The organism is Streptomyces plumbidurans, from assembly GCF_019857225.1.
In the GTDB taxonomy this organism is placed as follows: Bacteria; Actinomycetota; Actinomycetes; order Streptomycetales; family Streptomycetaceae; genus Streptomyces; species Streptomyces plumbidurans.
In genome coordinates this window covers 15327-34098 of sequence record NZ_JAFJSY010000022.1, presented here as the reverse complement: position 1 = coordinate 34098, position 18772 = coordinate 15327, and the positions used below count along the sequence as shown (strand labels likewise).

Genomic DNA, 18772 nt, shown 5'->3' with positions numbered 1-18772 from the left:
ACACGCCTGCCCGAACACGCCTGCACGAAGGCACCCTGCACCGGCCCGCACGCCCGCCAAGGGGATCCGCATGGCTCCAGAACCACCGCTGCTCAGCATGTCCGGCATCACCAAGTCGTTCCCCGGAGTCCGGGCCCTCGACGGCGTCGACCTGGATGTCCAGGCCGGTGAAGTGCACTGCCTGCTCGGCCAGAACGGGGCCGGGAAGTCCACCCTGATCAAGGTCCTGGCCGGCGCCCACCAGCCCGACACGGGCAGCATCCGCTGGCGCGGCGAGGAGGTCACCCTCCGCTCACCCATCGCCGCCATGCGCCTCGGCATCGCCACCATCTACCAGGAACTCGACCTGGTGGAGCACCTGTCGGTGGCCGAGAACGTCCACCTCGGACATGAACCGACGGCCGCCGGCTTCGTCGTACGGGGAAGGGCGGCCAGGGCCTCGACCGCCCGGCTGCTCAAGCGGCTCGGGCATCCGGAGATCGAACCGGCGCGGCTGGTCGGGCAGTTGTCGGCGGCGCAGCAGCAGATCGTGTCCATGGCCCGGGCGCTCTCGCACGACGTACGGCTCATCGTGATGGACGAGCCGTCCGCGGCCCTCGACCCGGACGAGGTCGACAACCTCTTCCGCATCGTCGGGGACCTGACCGCCGACGGAGTCGCCGTCGTCTACATCTCCCACCGGCTGGAGGAGATCAGGCGCATCGGCGACCGGGTGACCGTGCTGAAGGACGGCCGCGCCGTCGCCGGCGGGCTGCCCGCGAAGTCGACGCCGACCCGCGAGGTCGTCGCGCTGATGACCGGCCGCAATGTGGAGTACGTCTTCCCCGACCGGCCCGCCTCGGCCCCGGACGGTGCGCCGGTGCTGGAGGTCAGGGGACTGACGCGGCGGGGCGAGTTCGAGCCCCTCGACCTGGACGTCCACCCGGGCGAGATCGTCGGCCTCGCCGGTCTCGTCGGCTCCGGACGCTCCGAGATCCTGGAGACGATCTACGGCGCCCGCAAGGCCGACGCCGGTCAAGTCCGGGTCGGCGGGCGGGCGTTGCGCTCCGGAAGCGTACGCGCGGCCGTCCGCGCCGGTCTCGGGCTCGCCCCCGAGGAACGCAAGGCGCAGGCCCTGCTGATGCTGGAGTCCGTCACCCGCAATGTCTCGGTCTCCTCCATGTCCCGCTTCTCGCGCGGAGGTTGGATCGACCGCCGGTCCGAGGCGGGGGCGGCGCGGGCGGCCACCCGTGAGCTGTCGCTGCGGCCCGACAACCCGGCCGTGCCGGTGCGCACCCTGTCCGGCGGCAACCAGCAGAAGGCGGTCCTCGCGCGCTGGCTGCTGCGCGGCTGCCGCGTCCTGCTGCTCGACGAGCCGACCCGCGGCGTCGACGTCGGCGCCCGCGCTGAGCTCTACGCCGTCATCCGCCGCCTCGCCGACGAAGGCCTCGCCGTGCTCCTGGTCTCCAGCGAGGTCCCCGAGGTGCTCGGGCTCGCCGACCGCGTCCTGGTGCTCCGCGAGGGCCGCGTCGTGCACCGCGCCCCCGCCCGCGAACTCGACGAACACCGCGTACTCGACCTGGTCATGGAAGGAAGCCCGGCCTCATGACGCAGCATGCCTCCCCGCCACGGGACAACACCGACAAGGTGCCGCCGGTGGGTCAACCGCCGTCCTGGCGCGGCCTGTTCGCCCGCGCCGACGTGCGCACCCTGTCCCTGCTCGGCGTCCTCGCCGCGCTCATCCTGATCGGCGGGATCACCAAACCGGACGAGTTCCTGGACACCCGCAACCTCCAACTCGTCCTCACCCAGGCCTCGGTGATCGGCGTCGTCACCGTCGGCATGACCTTCGTCATCACCTCCGGCGGCATCGACCTCTCCGTCGGCGCGATCGTCGCCCTCGCCTCCGTATGGGCGACTACGGTGGCCACCCAGGACTACGGCTTCGCGGGCGTCCTGTTCACCGCGGTGATCGTCGGCGTCGGCTGCGGCCTGGTGAACGGCCTGCTCATCGCCTACGGCGGCATGGTCCCGTTCATCGCCACGCTCGCCATGCTGGCCTCCGCACGCGGACTCGCCCTGCAGATCACCGACGGCAAGACGCAGATCGTCACCATCGGCAGCATCCTCGACCTCGGTGAGCGGGACGCATATGTCCTCGGTGTCCCCCCGCTCGTCATCGTGTTCGCAGTCGTGACGATCATCGGCTGGCTGATCCTCAACCGCACCACCTTCGGCCGCCGCACGGTCGCCGTCGGCGGCAACGCGGAGGCGGCCCGCCTCGCCGGCATCGACGTACGCCGCCAGCGCCTCTACCTCTACCTGCTCTCCGGGCTGTGCTGCGGCATCGCCGCCTTCCTGCTGATCATCCTGTCCGGCTCCGGCCAGAACACCAACGGCAACCTCTACGAGCTGGACGCCATCGCGGCCGCGATCATCGGCGGCACGCTGCTCAGCGGGGGCCGCGGCACCATCACCGGCTCCGTGCTGGGTGTCCTCATCTTCACGACGATCACCAACATCTTCGCCTTGAACAACCTGCAGAGCGACGTCCAGCAGATCGCCAAGGGCGCGATCATCGTGGCGGCTGTGCTGGTGCAGCGCCGGACTGCCAGCTCGACCTGAGGAAAGGGTCAGTACCATGTCACATACCACGGGTAGTGCCATGTCACATACCACTCGAAGTGCCATGTCACATACCACCAGCCGCAGAGGCCTGCTCTTCGGAACCGCCGCCGTCTCCGCCACCGCCCTCCTCGCCGGTTGCACCAGCAACGACTCCAAGGACGAGAAGCCGGCCGCGAACGACCAGTCGGCAGCCGACGACAAGCCCGGCAAGCACGTCACCATCGGCTTCGCCGGCCCGCAGGCCGACCACGGCTGGCTCAACGCGATCAACGACAACGCCAAGAGCCGGGCCAAGAAGTACTCCGACGTCACGCTGGAGATCACCGAGGGCTCCAACGACACCGCCGCCCAGATCGGGCAGATCGAGACCCTCATCAACAAGAAGGTCGACGTCCTGGTCGTGCTGCCCGCCGACGGCAAGGCGCTCACCCAGGTCGGACTCAAGGCGATGCGCGCGGGCATCCCCGTCGTCAACCTCGACCGCATCTTCAACTCCCCGCAGGCGTACCGCTGCTGGATCGGCGGCGACAACTACGGCATGGGCCTCAACGCCGGCACGTACATCGGCGAGAAGCTCAAGGGGAAGTCGAACGCCAAGGTCGTCGAGCTGGCCGGCCTGGACAACCTGGAGCTGACCAAGCAGCGCACCCAGGGCTTCGACGACGCCCTGAAGAACTACCCCAACATCAAGAAGGTGGCCCGGCAGGCCGCCGAGTTCACGGTCGAGTCCGGACAGGCCAAGATGGCCCAACTCCTCCAGGCGCAGCCCAAGTTCGACGCCCTGTGGAACCACGACGACGACCAGGGCGTGGGCGCGCTGCGCGCCATCGAGCAGGCCGGACGCGACGACTTCCTGATGGTCGGCGGCGCCGGCGCGCTCTCCGCCTTCCAGGCCATCAAGCAGGACAACGGCGTGCTGAAGGCAACCGTCCTGTACCCGCCGACGATGGCCGCGTCCGCCATCGACCTCGCCCGCGCGCTGGGCCAGTCCAAGGGCATCGGCGGCCTCGCCGAGTTCGAGATCCCGGCCTCGCTGACGCTGTACTCGGCCGTCGTCGACAAGGACAACGTCGACCAGTACATGCCCACGGGCTTCCGCTGACCGAATCCGCCCCGCACCCCCCACGGCGCATTCACCACCAGGACGAGGAGGACATCCGTATGGGACAGCCCCAGCAGCCGGACGAACCGGAGGCGGCGAAGCCGCCGTTGCGCGTCGGCATGGTCGGCTACGCCTTCATGGGCGCCGCCCACTCACAGGGCTGGCGCACCGCGGGCCGCGCCTTCGACCTGCCGCTGCGTCCGGTCCTGAGCGTGATCTGCGGGCGGGACGCGGAGGCGGTGCGCCGGGCGGCCGACCGGCACGGCTGGGCGGCGGCCGAGACCGACTGGCGGGCCCTGATCGCGCGGGACGACGTCGACCTCGTCGACATCTGCACCCCCGGTGACAGCCATGCCGAGATCGCCCTCGCCGCCCTCGCCGCGGGCAAGCACGTACTGTGCGAGAAGCCCCTCGCGAACACCGTCGAGGAGGCCAGGGCGATGGCTGACGCCGCCGAAGAGGCGTACGGACGCGGGCAGTTGGCGATGGTCGGCTTCAACTACCGCCGGGTGCCCGCCACCGCCCTGGCCCGGAACATGATCGCCGAGGGCAGGCTCGGGGTACTGCGCCACCTGCGGGTGACGTACCTTCAGGACTGGCTGGTAGACCCGCAGTTCCCGCTCACCTGGCGGCTGCGCAAGGAACTGGCCGGCTCGGGCGCGCTCGGCGACCTGGGCGCCCATGTCGTCGACCTCGCGCAGTACCTCGCGGGCGAGCGGCTGGCCGGGGTGTCGGCGATGACGGAGACCTTCGTACGGGAGCGGCCGCTGCCCGTCGGCGCCACCAGCGGCCTGTCGGCGGTGCAGTCCGCCGGGACCGGCCAGGTCACCGTCGACGACGCCGCGCTGTTCACCGGCCGCTTCACCTCCGGCGCCCTCGCCTCCTTCGAGGCCACCCGGTACGCGACCGGCCGCAAGAACGCCCTGCGCATCGAACTCAACGGCTCGCACGGCTCGTTGGCCTTCGACCTGGAGCGGCTCAACGAGCTGTCGTACCACGACGGCACCGAAGCAGCGACGCACGCCGGCTTCCGACGCATCCTCGTCACCGAGCCCGACCACCCCTATCTGGACGCCTGGTGGCCGCCGGGCCACGGCCTGGGCTACGAGCACACCTTCGTCCACCAGGCCCGCGACCTCGTCCACGCGGTCGCCGAGGGCCGCAGGCCCGAACCCTCCTTCGCCGACGGGCTGCAGGTGCAGCGCGTGCTGGCGGCGGTGGAGGAGAGCGCCGAGAAGAACTCCGTGTACACGCCCATAGCTGTCTGAACCGCAGTTGGAATCGCAGTCTGAAGCGTCGTCCGAATCGCAGTCTGAAACGTCGTCCGAAGCGTCGTCCACATCGCAGTCTGAATCGCCGTCCGAGAAGGGTTCGGAGCAATGCCTCGTCAGTTCACGCTCTTCACCGGCCAGTGGGCCGACCTGCCGCTCGAAGAGGTCTGCCGCCTGGCCCGCGACTTCGGCTACGACGGCCTCGAACTCGCCTGCTGGGGCGACCACTTCGAGGTCGACAAGGCGCTCGCGGACCCCGCGTACATCGACTCCCGGAAGCAGCTGCTCGACGAGTACGGCCTCAAGTGCTGGGCCGTCTCCAACCATCTGACCGGCCAGGCCGTGTGCGACGCGATCATCGACGAACGCCACCAGGCCATCCTGCCGGGCGAGGTGTGGGGCGACGGGGAACCCGAGGGCGTACGGCAGCGGGCCGCGCAGCGCATGAAGGACACGGCGCGCGCCGCGGCCGCCCTCGGCGTCGACACCGTCATCGGCTTCACCGGCTCCGCGATCTGGCATCTGGTCGCCATGTTCCCGCCCGCGCCGGAGTCCATGATCGAGCGCGGCTACGAGGACTTCGCCGAGCGCTGGAACCCGATCCTGGACGTCTTCGACGAGGAGGGCGTGCGCTTCGCCCACGAGGTCCACCCCAGCGAGATCGCCTACGACTACTGGACAACTCACCGCGCACTGGAGGCGGTTGGGGGCCGCCCCGCCTTCGGTCTGAACTTCGACCCGTCGCACTTCGTGTGGCAGGACCTCGACCCGGTCGGCTTCCTGTGGGACTTCCGCGACCGGATCTACCACGTCGACTGCAAGGAGGCCCGCAAGCGCCTCGACGGCCGCAACGGCCGCCTCGGCTCCCATCTGCCCTGGGGCGACCCGCGCCGCGGCTGGGACTTCGTCTCCGCCGGTCATGGCGACGTCCCCTGGGAGGACGTCTTCCGGATGCTGCGCTCCATCGACTACCGGGGCCCCGTCTCCGTCGAGTGGGAGGACGCGGGGATGGACCGCCTGCAGGGCGCACCCGAGGCCCTGACCCGTCTGAAGGCGTTCGACTTCGAGCCGCCCTCGGCCTCCTTCGACGCGGCGTTCGGCAACTGAGCCGCCTCAAGGCACAACTGATCGCTCGTCAACTCTCCGGGATGCCGGCGCATCCCGGCGCACCCCCACCCACCCGTACAACCGGCCCCTTACTGGAGGCATCCGTGCACGGGAACACCAGCACCACCAGCACCGACAGAATCGAGGCGCACAGACACCGCTTCCGCAGAGCCGTCGCCCTCCTCGGCGGCGCGCTGCTCGCGGGCGCGTCCCTCACCCTCACCGCTCCCCACGCCGGCGCGGCAGTCGCCGAGCCGGGGGCCGCGCCGGCGGCAGCCGCGGCCGAGGACTTCCAGCAGGTCACCCTCGCCAAGGGTGAACCGGAGACCGGGGAGCCCATGTCGCTCGCCGTGCTGCCCGATCGCTCGGTCCTGCACACCTCGCGCGACGGCGAACTGCGGATGACGGACGCCGCGGGCAACACCCGGCTCATCGGCAAGCTCGACGTCTACAACCACGACGAGGAGGGCCTCCAAGGCGTCGGCGTGGACCCGGACTTCGCGAACAACCGGGCCATCTACCTCTACTACGCGCCTCCGCTCGACACGCCTGCCGGCGACGCCCCCGAGACCGGCACCGCCGCCGACTTCGCGCCCTTCGACGGCGTCAACCGCCTCTCCCGCTTCACCCTGAACGCGGACGGCACCCTCGACCTGGCCAGCGAGAAGAAGGTCCTCGACGTCAAGACCTCGCGCGGCATCTGCTGCCACGTCGGCGGTGACATCGACTTCGACGCGGCGGGCAACCTGTACCTGTCGACGGGCGACGACTCCAACCCCTTCCAGTCGGACGGCTTCAACCCCATCGACGAGCGCCCCGACCGCAACCCCGCCTTCGACGCCCAGCGTTCGGCCGGCAACACCAACGACCTGCGCGGCAAGATCCTGCGCATCAAGGTCAACGACGACGGCTCGTACTCGATCCCGGAGGGCAACCTCTTCGCGCCGGGCACCGACAAGACGCGGCCCGAGATCTACGCGATGGGCTTCCGCAACCCGTTCCGCTTCAGCGTCGACAAGAAGACCGGCATCCTCTACGTCGGTGACTACGGCCCCGACGCGGGCGCCGCCGACCCGGCCCGCGGACCGGGCGGCCAGGTCGAGTTCGCGCGGGTGACCGCCGCCGGCAACTTCGGCTGGCCGTACTGCACGGGCGACAACGACCCTTACGTGGACTACGACTTCGCGACCAAGACCTCCGGCGCGACCTTCGACTGCAACGCCCCGAAGAACAACTCCCCGCACAACACCGGCCTCACCGACCTGCCGCCCGCCCAGCCCGCCTGGATCCCCTACGACGGGCCCTCCGTACCGGAGTTCGGGGACGGCTCGGAGTCCCCGATGGGCGGCCCGGTCTACCACTACGACGCCACGCTCGACTCACCCGTCAAGTTCCCCGAGGCCTACGACGGCAACTTCTTCGCCGGCGAGTTCGGCCGCCGCTGGATCAAGCGGATCGTGAGCGACGACAACGGCACCGTGCAGTCGATCAACGCCTTCCCGTGGACCGGCACCCAGGTGATGGACATGGCGTTCGGCCCCGACGGCGCGCTCTACGTCCTCGACTACGGCACCGCGTGGTTCGGCGGCGACGAGAACTCGGGCCTGTACCGCATCGAGAACGCCACCGACGGCCACTCACCGGTCCCGCAGGCCGCGGCGAGCAGAACGTCCGGGCAGGCACCCCTGAAGGTGCGCTTCTCCTCCGAGGGCTCGACCGACCAGGACGGTGACGCCCTGACCTACAGCTGGGACTTCGGCGACGGCGCCACGTCGACCGCGGCGAACCCCACGCACACGTACCGGACGAACGGCACCTACTCCGCGACCGTGACCGCGAAGGACCCGACCGGCCGCACCGGCAGCGCCAGCGTGCAGGTCGTGGTCGGCAACACCGCCCCGAAGGTGACGGTCGAACTGCCCAAGGACGGCCAGCTGTTCAGCTTCGGTGACGCGGTGCCGTTCAAGGTGAAGGTCACCGACCCGGAGGACGGCCGCGCCATCGACTGCTCGAAGGTGACGGTCACCTTCATCCTCGGCCACGACACCCACGGGCACCCGATCACCTCCGCGAACGGCTGCTCCGGCACCATCCAGACCACCTCCGACGGCGGCCACGACGAGAACGCCAACATCTTCGGCGTCCTAGACGCCGAGTACACCGACAACGGAGGCGGCGGCCAGGCGGCGCTGACGACGCACGACCGCAACGTCCTGCAGCCGCGCCACCGGCAGGCCGAGCACTTCGGCAGCGCCTCCGGCGTCGACGTCTTCACCAAGGACACCGCGCACGGCGGCAAGACGGTCGGCAACATCGACAACGGCGACTGGATCTCCTTCACGCCGTACGTCCTGAACAACGCCAAGTCCGTCACCGCGCGCATCGCGTCCGGCGGCGCGGGCGGCACGCTCGAGATCCGCGCGGGCTCCGCGACAGGCACCCTGCTCGGCAAGGCGACCGTGCCGGTGACCGGCGGCTGGGAGAACTTCCAGGACGTCAGCGCCGACCTGTCCCGCGCACCGAGGGGCACGACCACGCTCTACCTGGTCTTCAAGGGCGGCTCGGGCGCACTGTTCGACGTCGACGACTTCACGTTCACCACCGGCTGAGAGGAGGAGACGTGATGCGCTCAACCAGCAGACTGGCCACGGTGGTTGTCGGGGCCGCACTCATGCTCGGCTGCGTCTCGGGACCCGCCTCCTCGAACGCCGGCGGGCACCCGGGCGGCCACTGGGCCGACGGGAAACGGGTACTGGTCTTCTCCAAGACGGCCGGCTTCCGACACGACTCCATCCCCGACGGCGTGGCAGCGGTGAAGCAACTCGGCGAGAGCGCCGGCTTCGCCGTCGACGCCACCGAGGACGCGAGCGCGTTCACCGCGAAGAACCTGCGGCGCTACGACGCGGTCGTATTCCTGTCGACCACGGGTGACGTCCTCGACGCGACCCAACAGGGCGCGTTCGAGGGCTACATCCGGCACGGCGGCGGCTACGTCGGCATCCACGCCGCCGCCGACACCGAGTACGACTGGCCCTTCTACGGCGGCCTCGCCGGCGCCTGGTTCCAGTCGCACCCGGCGATCCAGCAGGCGAGGGTGAACGTCGAGGACCGCTCCCACCCCGCCACCGCGGGCCTGGGGCCGACCTGGGACCGCACCGACGAGTGGTACAACTACCGCTCCAACCCGCGGGATCGGGCTCATGTCCTCGCCTCGCTCGACGAGTCGTCCTACAGCGGCGGCACCATGAACGGCGACCACCCGATCTCCTGGTGCCAGAACTACCAGGGCGGCCGGGCCTTCTACACCGGCCTCGGCCACACCAAGGAGTCGTACACCGAACCCGCCTACCTGCAGCACCTGTTGGGCGGAATCCGGTGGGCGATCGGTGACGCCCAGGCCGACTGCCGCGCGGAGAACGGCTACCGCCCGCTCTTCGACGGCACGTCCGCTTCGCTAAACGACTGGCAACAGGCGGGCCCGGGCTCCTTCACCCTCTCCGGCGACGGCACCCTGACGTCGTCGGGCGGCATGGGCCTGCTCTGGTACGCCACTTCGGGCTTCACCTCGTACTCCCTGAAGCTCGACTGGAAGATGTCCGGCGCCGACGGAGACGACAACTCCGGCGTGTTCGTGGGCTTCCCGCCCTCGGACGACCCGTGGTCGGCCGTCGACAACGGCTACGAGATCCAGATCGACGCCACCGACGTACCCGACAAGACGACCGGGTCCGTCTACGGCTTCCAGTCCGCCGACCTGAAGAAGCGCGACCGGGCGCTGAACCCGCCGGGGCAGTGGAACACGTACGAGATCCGGGTCGAGGGCGAACACCTTCGCATCTGGCTCAACGGCGTGAAGATCAACGATTTCACCAACACCGTTCCGGCCCGGAGCCTGCGTGACGGGCACATCGGCATCCAGAACCACGGAGCCGACGACCAGGTGTCCTTCCGCGACATCCGGATCAAGGAACTGCCCGGCAAGGGCAACTGACCGGCGGCGGGCGGGGGACGCCGGACCTCCGCCCGCCGTCTTCCGGCACGACGCGCTCGACAAGGAGGCTGCCCATGTCCGCGTCCGTTTCCGAATCCCCCACTCCCTCGCGCGTCGGCGTATGGCTGATCGGGGCGCGCGGCTCCGTCGCGACCACCGTCGTGGCGGGCTGCGCCGCCCTCACCGCCGGCCTGCACCCGCCGACCGGCCTGATCACCGAGACCCCGATGTTCGCCGGCGCGGGCCTGCCGCCCCTCGCCTCCCTCGTGTTCGGCGGACACGACACACTGGACTGCCCGCTGCCCAAGCGGGCGGAGGCACTCGCGGCGGGCGGCGTCCTCCCGCCGGGCCTGCCCACGGCGGTGGCGGCCGAACTGGCCGCCGCCGACCGGGAGATCAGACCCGGAGGCCCCACCCCCGGCGACAGCCGCGACGAGGACGAGCTGATCGCCGCCTTCGCCGCGGACATCGGCGACTTCGTACGACGCCGCGGCCTGGCACGCGCCGTGGTCGTGAACGTCGCCTCCACCGAGCCCCCGGCCACCGGGCACACCCTCCCGCCCAGCTCGCTCTACGCGGCAGCCGCCCTGCGCGCGGGCTGCCCCTACGTCAACTTCACCCCCTCCACGGGCCTGCACCACCCGGCGCTGGCCGCGGCGGCGGCATCCCGCGGTCTGCCGTACGCGGGCCGCGACGGCAAGACGGGCCAGACGCTGCTGCGTTCCGTCCTCGGCCCGATGTTCACGCAACGAGCCCTCGCCGTCCGTGCCTGGTCCGGCGCCAACCTGCTCGGCGGAGGCGACGGCGCCGCCCTGGCCGACCCGGGCGCGGCCGCCGCGAAGAACGCGGGCAAGGAACGGGTTCTCGCCGACACCCTAGGTACGACGCCCGAGGGCGAGGTCCACATCGACGACGTCCCCGCACTCGGCGACTGGAAGACCGCCTGGGACCACATCGCCTTCGACGGCTTCCTCGGCACCCGCATGATCCTCCAGACCATCTGGCAGGGCTGCGACTCCGCCCTGGCCGCCCCGCTCGTACTCGACCTGGCCCGGCTCACCGCCCGCGCCCACGAAGCGGGCCTGTCCGGCCCGCTCGGCGAACTCGGCTTCTACTTCAAGGACCCGGTGGGGGAGGGGCCTTCGGCCCTGGGGGAGCAGTACGCGGCGCTCGCGGGGTTCGCGGAACAACTGCGGCGCGGGCCAGGCGTGCTGGACGTGGGGGATCTGGGGGACGCGCGGGACGTGGGGGATGCGCGAGACGCGGGGGGCGCACACGGTGCCGATCGTGGTGCCGTTCGTGGTGCCGTTCCCCGTGGTGGGCGCCGACCGGGGCGGTCGCGGTGAGCGGGGCTGTTGCGGCACCCCGACGCTCCGGCCGCGCGAGCCGCAGACGTGCCTGGGCCGAACTGCTGCGCCTGCCCGCCCTGTTCACGGTCCCCGGCGACGCCCTTGCCGGCGCGGCGGCGACCGCCGCTGCCCCCAACCCCCGCACCCTGCTCGCCATCGGCTCCTCCCTCTGCCTCTACGAGGCCGGCATGGCCCTCAACGACTGGGCGGACCGCGAGGAGGACGCCGCCGAACGCCCGCACCGCCCGCTGCCCTCCGGCCGTATCCACCCGGCCGCCGCCCTGTCCGCGGCCTGCGCGCTCACCGGGGCCGGGCTCGCCCTCGCCGCACGCGCGGGACGCCCCGCCCTCGCGGTCGCCGCGCCGCTGGCCGCCACGGTCTGGTCGTACGATCTCGCCCTGAAGCACACCCCGGCAGGACCGCCGGCCATGGCGGCGGCGCGCGGGCTCGACCTGCTCCTCGGCGCGGCGGCCACCACGGGCCGCACCCGCGAGGCCCTGAGCTCCGCGGCGCTGCTCGGCACCCACACCCTGGCGGTGACGGCCGTGTCCCGCCGGGAGACGACCGGCGGTACCCCGCTGTCCCCACTGGCAGCCCTCGTCACGGCCGCGGCGCTGGCCCGCCTGGCCGCCCGCCGCCCTCCCCAACTCCCGGCAGGCCGAGGGGAAGCAGCCACCCGCGGCCTGCCGGGCACCACGCCCGAGCCCGGGGACGCGACCGCCCGCACACCGGCCGCTGCAACCGCGTCGCTCCTGCGCCCAGCTCTCGCCGCCGCCTACGCGGCCACCGCCGCCCGCCCCTACTTCCACGCCACCCTCAACCCGTCGCCCCCACTCACCCAACGCGCCGTCGCCGGCGGCATCCGCGCCACCATTCCGCTGCAGGCGGCCCTCGCGGCCCGCGCCGGCGCCTTCCCCACGGGCCTGCTGGTCGCCGCGCTGGCCCCACTCGGCAAGCGTTTCGCGAGGACGGTGAGCGTCACATGAGCGCACAGCACGGGACGGTGCCGCCGAAGACCCGAGCTCCTCTCACTACTCCCTTCCGTTTCGGCTACGGCACCAACGGACTGGCCGACCTCCGACTCGACGACGCCCTCGCCCTCCTCGCCGACCTCGGCTACGCCGGCGTAGGGCTGACGCTCGATCACATGCATCTCGACCCGATGGCCCCCGACCTGCCCGCCCGCACCCACCGGCTCGCGGGGCGGCTGACCGAGCTGGGGCTCGACGTCACCGTGGAAACCGGCGCCCGCTATGTGCTGGACCCTCGGCGCAAGCACGGCCCGTCCTTGCTGGACCCTGATCCGGACGACCGGGCCCGGCGCGTCGACCTGCTGATCCGGGCGGTGAAGGTCGCCGCCGACCTCGGTGCCCACGCCGTGCACTGCTTCAGCGGGATCACACCACCCGGCACGGACACCGACACCGCGTGGAAGCGCCTGTCCGAGGCGCTCACCCCCGTCCTGGAGGCCGCCACCGCCGCCGGGGTCCCCCTCGCCGTGGAACCCGAACCGAGCCATCTCCTCGCCACCTTGGCCGACTTCCACCGACTGCGCGGTCACCTCGGCGACCCAGAAGCCCTCGGCCTCACCCTCGACATCGGCCACTGCCAGTGCCTGGAACCCCTCCCTCCCGCCGACTGCGTACGCGCCGCGGCCCCCTGGCTGCGCCACGTCCAGATCGAGGACATGCGCCGCGGCATCCATGAACACCTCCCCTTCGGCAACGGCGAGATCGACTTCCCACCCGTCCTCGCGGCCCTCGCCGAAACCGGCTACCAGGCCCTGACCGTCGTCGAACTACCCCGCCACTCCCACGCAGGCCCCCACTTCGCCGAACACTCCCTCCGATTCCTCCGGGAGGCGGCGGCAGCGCCCGCCCCTGCCACCGCGGCCGACCTTCCCGCCGCCACGCACCCCGCCCCACCCCCTGGCGATCCCTCCGCCACCCCCGAAGGGAGCACGTCATGACGCACCCGCACACCGCCCGGGACACCCCCGCGACGGAACCCGCGGGCACCGCCCCCGCCCCCGGTTCACCGGCCGAGCAACGTGACCGGCTCACGGCCCGGCAGGGCACCCCCACCCCCGCCACAGGCCCGGAGGGCACCCCCGCCGACCTGCACCACCACCTCACGACCCACCTCGACGGAGCCGCCCGCGCTTGGCTCGACCAAGCTCTCGACGAGGCCGCTGCACACCCGGGCATCCGCGGGCCCATCTCGGTATGGGAGTTGCGCCTTGCCGAAGCCGGGCGGCGGTGCGGTGCCGAGCACGCCGATGCGGCGCGGGTGCTGATCATGCACTCCGCCCGTGCCGGTACGGACGCCCTGTCCCGTGTCTATTTCCAGGGCACCGCCGCCGAACGCCGCTCCGTCCTGCACGCCCTGCCCCACCTGGTCGAGGGGCCGGAGGCCCTCCCGCTGGTCGAGGACGCCCTGCGCACCAACGACACCCGCATCATCGCCGCCGCCGTCGGCCCGTACGCGGCCCGGCACCTGGCGCCCCACCACTGGCGCCACGCCGTCCTGAAGTGCCTGTTCACGGGTGTGCCCGTCGCCGAGGTCGCCGACCTGGACCGGCGCGCCCACGCCGATGAGGAACTCGCCCGCATGCTCCGCGACTACGCCGCCGAGCGCACCGCCGCGGGCCGTCCCGTGCCCGAGGACCTCCACCGTGTCCTGACCCTGACCGACCCCACGGCCACCCCGCCCGCGCGGACCGTCCGGCACGGTGCGCGCGGCACCGACGGCAAGGAGTCCTGATGCGCATCTTCGACCCCCACATCCATATGACGTCGCGGACCACCGACGACTACCAGGCCATGCACGCCGCGGGCGTCCGCGCCCTGGTGGAGCCCGCGTTCTGGCTCGGCCAGCCCCGCACCTCGCCCGCCTCCTTCTTCGACTACTTCGACTCCCTCCTGGGCTGGGAACCCTTCCGCGCCGCGCAGTACGGCATCGCCCACCACTGCACCATCGCCCTCAACCCCAAGGAGGCCAACGACCCGCGCTGCGTGCCCGTCCTCGACGAACTGCCCCGCTATCTCGTCAAGGACCAGGTCGTGGCCGTCGGCGAGATCGGCTACGACTCGATGACCCCCGCCGAGGACACCGCCCTCGCCGCCCAGCTCCAGCTCGCCGCCGACCACGAACTGCCCGCGCTCGTGCACACCCCGCACCGCGACAAGCTCGCGGGGCTGCGCCGCACTCTCGACGTCGTGCAGGAGTCCGCGCTGGCCCCGGACCGCGTCCTGATCGACCACCTCAACGAGACCACCGTCAAGGAGGCCAAGGACAGCGGCTGCTGGCTCGGCTTCTCCGTCTATCCCGACACCAAGATGGACGAGGAGCGCATGATCGCGATCCTGCGCTCGTACGGGCCCGAGCAGGTGCTGGTCAACTCCGCCGCCGACTGGGGGCGCAGCGACCCCCTCAAGACCCGCAGGGTCGGCGACCTGATGCTGGCCGAGGGCTTCACCGAGGACGAGGTAGACCGGGTGCTGTGGCGCAACCCGGTCGCGTTCTACGGGCTCAGCGGCCGGCTGAATCTCGACATAGCGGCCACGGAAGCCACCCACGAGGGCAATTCCATCCTGCGCGGCGGGGCGTGATCCATGCGCTTCCGCCACCCCGACGGCTCCACCGTCCACCTCGCCTACTGCACGAACGTCCACCCGGCCGAAACGCTCGACGGCGTCCTCGCCCAGCTCCGCGACCACTGCGAGCCCGTCCGCCGCCGCCTCGGCCGGGACCGCCTCGGCATCGGACTGTGGCTCGCCAAGGACGCCGCGCACGCCCTCGTCACCGATCCGTCCGCGCTGCGCGGGCTGCGCACCGAACTCGACCGGCGCGGCCTGGAGGTCGTCACCCTCAACGGCTTCCCCTACGAGGGCTTCGGTGCCGAGGAGGTCAAGTACCGTGTGTACCGGCCCGATTGGGCCGATCCCGAGCGACTCGACCACACCACCGCCCTGGCCCGGGTCCTCGCCGGGCTCCTGCCCGACGACGTCACCGAGGGCACCGTCTCGACCCTGCCGCTCGCCTGGCGCACCGCCTATGACGAGGGTCGCGCCGAGAAGGCCCACGCCGCTCTGGTCACCCTCGCCGAGCGGCTCGACGCGCTCGACGAACTGACCGGCCGTTCCATTCGCGTCGGCCTCGAACCCGAACCGGGCTGCGTCGTCGAGACCACCGAGGACGCCCTCGCCCCGCTCACCGCGATCGCCCACCCCCGCATCGGCATCTGCGTCGACACCTGCCATCTCGCCACCTCCTTCGAAGATCCGCACACCGCCCTGGACGCGCTCACCGCGGCCCGCGTCCCCGTCGTCAAGTCCCAGCTGTCGGCCGCCCTGCACGCCGAACACCCCCATCTCCCCGAGGTCCGCGCGGCCCTCGCCGCCTTCGACGAACCGCGCTTCCTGCACCAGACCCGCACCTCCACCGCCGCCGGCCTGCGCGGCACCGACGACCTCGGCGAGGCCCTCCACGCCGACGCACTGCCCGACGCGGGACCCTGGCGCTCCCACTTCCACGTCCCCCTGCACGCGGCCCCCGCCGCGCCCCTCACCTCCACACTCCCCGTACTCGAGGCCGCGCTGACCCGGATGGTCGGCGGCCCGCACCCGCTCACCCGCCATCTGGAGGTCGAGACCTACACCTGGCAGGCACTCCCGCCCGAGCTGCGGCCCCGCGGACGCGCCCAGCTCGCCGACGGCATCGCTGCCGAACTCACCCTGGCCCGCGACCTGTTGACCGGCCTCGGCCTGAAGGAGCTGCCATGACCGCCCATCCGGCCGGCCCGGATCCCACTCCACTCCTCGTCCTCGACGTCGTCGGCCTCACCCCCCGTCTCCTCGACCACATGCCCCACCTCAAGACGCTCGCCCGGTCCGGCTCCCGGGCCGCGCTCGGCACCGTCCTGCCCGCTGTCACCTGCGCCGCCCAGTCGACCTTCCTGACCGGCACCCACCCTTCCGAGCACGGCATCGTCGGCAACGGCTGGTACTTCCGCGAGCTCGGCGACGTCCTGCTGTGGCGCCAGCACAACGGACTCGTCGCCGGCGACAAACTCTGGGACGCCGCCCGCCGCGCCCACCCCGGCTACACCGTCGCCAACATCTGCTGGTGGTACGCCATGGGCGCCGACACCGACTTCACCGTCACCCCCCGTCCCGTCTACTACGCCGACGGCCGCAAGGAACCCGACTGCTACACCCGGCCCCCGGCCCTGCACGACGAACTCACCGCAGAACTCGGCACCTTCCCCCTCTTCCACTTCTGGGGACCCGGCGCGGACCTGGTCTCCAGCCAGTGGATCATCGACGCGACCCGCCACATCATGGGCACCCGGCACCCGGACCTGACGCTGTGCTACCTCCCTCATCTCGACTACGACCTGCAGCGCTTCGGCCCCGACGACCCGCGCTCCCTGAAAGCGGCCGCCGACCTGGACGCCGCCATGGCCCCGCTCCTCGACGACGCCCGCACCGAGGGCCGTACCGTCGTCGCACTCTCCGAATACGGCATCACCCGCGCGGATCGGCCCGTCGACATCAACCGGGCCCTGCGCCGCGCCGGACTCCTGGACGTGCACACCCAGGACGGAATGGAGTACCTCGACCCGATGGCCTCGCGTGCCTTCGCGGTCGCCGACCACCAGATCGCCCATGTGTATGTGCGCCGGCCCGAGGACCTCGACGCCACGCGCGCCGCGCTGACCGACCTGCCCGGCATCGGTCAACTCCTCGACGACGAGGGCAAGAAGACCCATCACCTCGACCACCCGCGCTCCGGCGAGCTGGTCGCCGTCGCGGAGCCGGACGCCTGGTTCACGTACTACTACTGGCTCGACGACTCCCGCGCGCCCGACTTCGCACAGCTCGTCGAGATCCACCGCAAACCCGGCTACGACCCGGTCGAACTCTTCATGGATCCCCTCGACCCCTATGTCAAGGTCAAGGCCGCGACCGCGCTGGCGCGCAAGAAACTCGGCATGCGCTACCGCATGGCGGTCGTGCCGCTGGATCCCTCACTTATTCGCGGCAGCCACGGCCGCCTTCCGGCGAGCGACGACGACGGTCCGCTCCTCATCTGCTCCACCCCCCGCGCTGTCGGTGACCGCGTCGCGGCCACCGATGTGAAGTCACTGCTGCTCCGACTCGCCGGTCTCACCTGACGGACCGGCCTCTGCGGCCGCTCGGATCCAGGTGATCCGACTGGTCACAAGTGAAGCACTCACCACTGACAACGCCCTCCGACATCGAGGAGTTCCAGGCATGAGCCGCACCTCGCACACGGACCCCGAACTCACCCACCGCCTCACCAGACGGGGCATGCTCGGCGTGGCCGCGGGCGCCACCGCCGCCGCCCTGCTGGGCACGGCGACCCCCGCCACCGCCGCCCCGGCCACCGCGGCCGGCACCTCCGCCCACGGTCGCGGACGCCCTCTCCTGCCGCCCGGGCGGCTCGGCGTCCAGCTGTACAGCCTGCGGGACAAGGTCGCCTCGCTGGGCTTCGCGCCCGTCTTCGCCGAACTGGAGAAGTACGGGTACGACGAGATCGAGTTCGCCGGATACACCCAGGGCACCGGACCCATCACCCTGGCCCAGCTCAAGCGGTTGGCCAGGAACCACGGCCTGAACCCGATCGGCAGCCACGTCGGCTACTTCTCCAGCGACCCGAACGCGTACACCTTCGCCCAGAACCTCACCCAGGTCCTCGACGACGCCGAGGCCCTCGGTCTCAAGCACATCGGCACCGCATCGGGCCCGAACCGCTACGGCAACACCGTCGACGCCTGGAAGCGGGCCGCCGAGGAGTTCAACACCTACGGCGCCGCGGCGAAGAAGCGCGGCATGAAGTTCTACCAGCACAACCACTCCGACGAGTTCGCCTTCGCCACCGACGACCCCAAGGTCCGCCTCTACGACGTACTGCTCGCCGAGACCGACCCCGGCCTCGTCTACCTGGAGATGGACATCTTCTGGGCGTACGCCGGCCAGTTCCGCTTCTCCAAGCGGCCCGACGGCTCTCCCGCACCCTTCGAGCCCCTCGACTACGTGCTCAAGCAGCCCCACCGCTATCCGCTCTTCCACGTCAAGGACGGAGTGAGCGACCCGGACAACGAGTTCGGCTACCGCATGGTCGACGTCGGCGACGGCGACATCGACTACCAGAGGTTCATCTCCGCCGTGACCCGGCTGCGCGGCGAGCGCCTCGCCCACCACTGGCAGACCGAACACGACCAGCCGACCGAGTCGTTCACGTTCGCGCGCCGCTCCAGCGCGTATCTGCACTCCCTGCGCGAGAAGTGCTGACGCCCCCGGGGAACACACGTGAGGAG

15 protein-coding genes are annotated in these 18772 nt (G+C 71.4%); all 15 read left to right on the top strand.

Features of this window, described 5'->3' with window-relative positions; all coding sequences use genetic code 11:
• The first annotated feature begins 70 nt into the window (after nt 1-70).
• The 15 genes from JYK17_RS16715 (at nt 71) to JYK17_RS16645 (ending at nt 18746) form a co-directional block, all read left to right on the top strand.
• On the top strand, nt 71-1588 hold the full coding sequence (locus JYK17_RS16715; RefSeq protein WP_222810643.1) for a sugar ABC transporter ATP-binding protein: 1518 nt from the start codon (nt 71-73) through the stop codon (nt 1586-1588).
• On the top strand, nt 1585-2604 hold the full coding sequence (locus JYK17_RS16710) for an ABC transporter permease (RefSeq protein WP_016431642.1): 1020 nt from the start codon (nt 1585-1587) through the stop codon (nt 2602-2604). The genes JYK17_RS16715 and JYK17_RS16710 overlap by 4 nt, the downstream gene beginning before the upstream one ends.
• Nucleotides 2605-2668: 64 nt before the next feature.
• Nucleotides 2669-3709, top strand: coding sequence for a substrate-binding domain-containing protein (locus JYK17_RS16705; protein ID WP_108006232.1), 1041 nt, complete (start codon nt 2669-2671; stop codon nt 3707-3709).
• Nucleotides 3710-3768: 59 nt separating this feature from the next.
• Nucleotides 3769-4977 (top strand): Gfo/Idh/MocA family protein, encoded by a 1209-nt coding sequence (locus JYK17_RS16700; protein WP_108006230.1) that lies wholly within the window; start codon nt 3769-3771, stop codon nt 4975-4977.
• Between the two features lie 111 nt (nt 4978-5088).
• A complete protein-coding gene (locus JYK17_RS16695; protein WP_108006228.1) occupies nt 5089-6087 on the top strand; it encodes a sugar phosphate isomerase/epimerase family protein in 999 nt (332 codons plus the stop codon).
• Nucleotides 6088-6191: 104 nt separating this feature from the next.
• Nucleotides 6192-8696: a PQQ-dependent sugar dehydrogenase gene (locus JYK17_RS16690; protein WP_108006226.1), complete on the top strand. Its 2505-nt coding sequence runs from the start codon at nt 6192-6194 to the stop codon at nt 8694-8696.
• A 14-nt stretch (nt 8697-8710) separates the two neighbouring features.
• Nucleotides 8711-10078, top strand: coding sequence for a ThuA domain-containing protein (locus JYK17_RS16685; protein WP_108006224.1), 1368 nt, complete (start codon nt 8711-8713; stop codon nt 10076-10078).
• A gap of 74 nt (nt 10079-10152) precedes the next feature.
• Nucleotides 10153-11424, top strand: a complete 1272-nt coding sequence (locus tag JYK17_RS16680) for an inositol-3-phosphate synthase (protein WP_108006222.1) — start codon at nt 10153-10155, stop codon at nt 11422-11424.
• Nucleotides 11421-12413, top strand: a complete 993-nt coding sequence (locus tag JYK17_RS16675; protein ID WP_108006220.1) for an SCO3242 family prenyltransferase — start codon at nt 11421-11423, stop codon at nt 12411-12413. Before JYK17_RS16680 ends, JYK17_RS16675 begins: the two co-directional genes overlap by 4 nt.
• A complete protein-coding gene (locus tag JYK17_RS16670; RefSeq protein ID WP_108006218.1) occupies nt 12410-13396 on the top strand; it encodes a sugar phosphate isomerase/epimerase family protein in 987 nt (328 codons plus the stop codon). The genes JYK17_RS16675 and JYK17_RS16670 overlap by 4 nt, the downstream gene beginning before the upstream one ends.
• Nucleotides 13393-14190 carry an EboA domain-containing protein gene (locus JYK17_RS16665; protein ID WP_108006216.1) on the top strand — a complete coding sequence of 266 codons (798 nt, stop codon included), beginning with the start codon at nt 13393-13395 and terminating at the stop codon, nt 14188-14190. Before JYK17_RS16670 ends, JYK17_RS16665 begins: the two co-directional genes overlap by 4 nt.
• The gene (locus tag JYK17_RS16660; RefSeq protein ID WP_181362313.1) at nt 14190-15038 is read left to right on the top strand and encodes a TatD family hydrolase; all 849 of its coding nucleotides are present in this window, start codon (nt 14190-14192) and stop codon (nt 15036-15038) included. Before JYK17_RS16665 ends, JYK17_RS16660 begins: the two co-directional genes overlap by 1 nt.
• Nucleotides 15039-15041: 3 nt before the next feature.
• Nucleotides 15042-16211, top strand: a complete 1170-nt coding sequence (gene eboE, locus JYK17_RS16655; protein WP_108006212.1) for a metabolite traffic protein EboE — start codon at nt 15042-15044, stop codon at nt 16209-16211.
• Nucleotides 16208-17605, top strand: a complete 1398-nt coding sequence (locus JYK17_RS16650; protein ID WP_108006210.1) for an alkaline phosphatase family protein — start codon at nt 16208-16210, stop codon at nt 17603-17605. The genes eboE and JYK17_RS16650 overlap by 4 nt, the downstream gene beginning before the upstream one ends.
• 100 nt (nt 17606-17705) lie before the next feature.
• A complete protein-coding gene (locus tag JYK17_RS16645; protein WP_108006208.1) occupies nt 17706-18746 on the top strand; it encodes a sugar phosphate isomerase/epimerase family protein in 1041 nt (346 codons plus the stop codon).
• The last annotated feature ends 26 nt before the right edge of the window (nt 18747-18772 follow it).

Bases quoted from the DNA above. Each gene is read 5' to 3' on its own strand.
- JYK17_RS16715 (WP_222810643.1), top strand. From the start codon at position 71: ATGGCTCCAGAACCACCGCTGCTCAGCATGTCCGGCATCACCAAGTCG.
- JYK17_RS16710 (WP_016431642.1), top strand. From the start codon at position 1,585: ATGACGCAGCATGCCTCCCCGCCACGGGACAACACCGACAAGGTGCCG.
- JYK17_RS16705 (WP_108006232.1), top strand. From the start codon at position 2,669: ATGTCACATACCACCAGCCGCAGAGGCCTGCTCTTCGGAACCGCCGCC.
- JYK17_RS16700 (WP_108006230.1), top strand. From the start codon at position 3,769: ATGGGACAGCCCCAGCAGCCGGACGAACCGGAGGCGGCGAAGCCGCCG.
- JYK17_RS16695 (WP_108006228.1), top strand. From the start codon at position 5,089: ATGCCTCGTCAGTTCACGCTCTTCACCGGCCAGTGGGCCGACCTGCCG.
- JYK17_RS16685 (WP_108006224.1), top strand. From the start codon at position 8,711: ATGCGCTCAACCAGCAGACTGGCCACGGTGGTTGTCGGGGCCGCACTC.
- JYK17_RS16680 (WP_108006222.1), top strand. From the start codon at position 10,153: ATGTCCGCGTCCGTTTCCGAATCCCCCACTCCCTCGCGCGTCGGCGTA.
- JYK17_RS16670 (WP_108006218.1), top strand. From the start codon at position 12,410: ATGAGCGCACAGCACGGGACGGTGCCGCCGAAGACCCGAGCTCCTCTC.
- JYK17_RS16665 (WP_108006216.1), top strand. From the start codon at position 13,393: ATGACGCACCCGCACACCGCCCGGGACACCCCCGCGACGGAACCCGCG.
- JYK17_RS16660 (WP_181362313.1), top strand. From the start codon at position 14,190: ATGCGCATCTTCGACCCCCACATCCATATGACGTCGCGGACCACCGAC.
- eboE (WP_108006212.1), top strand. From the start codon at position 15,042: ATGCGCTTCCGCCACCCCGACGGCTCCACCGTCCACCTCGCCTACTGC.
- JYK17_RS16650 (WP_108006210.1), top strand. From the start codon at position 16,208: ATGACCGCCCATCCGGCCGGCCCGGATCCCACTCCACTCCTCGTCCTC.
- JYK17_RS16645 (WP_108006208.1), top strand. From the start codon at position 17,706: ATGAGCCGCACCTCGCACACGGACCCCGAACTCACCCACCGCCTCACC.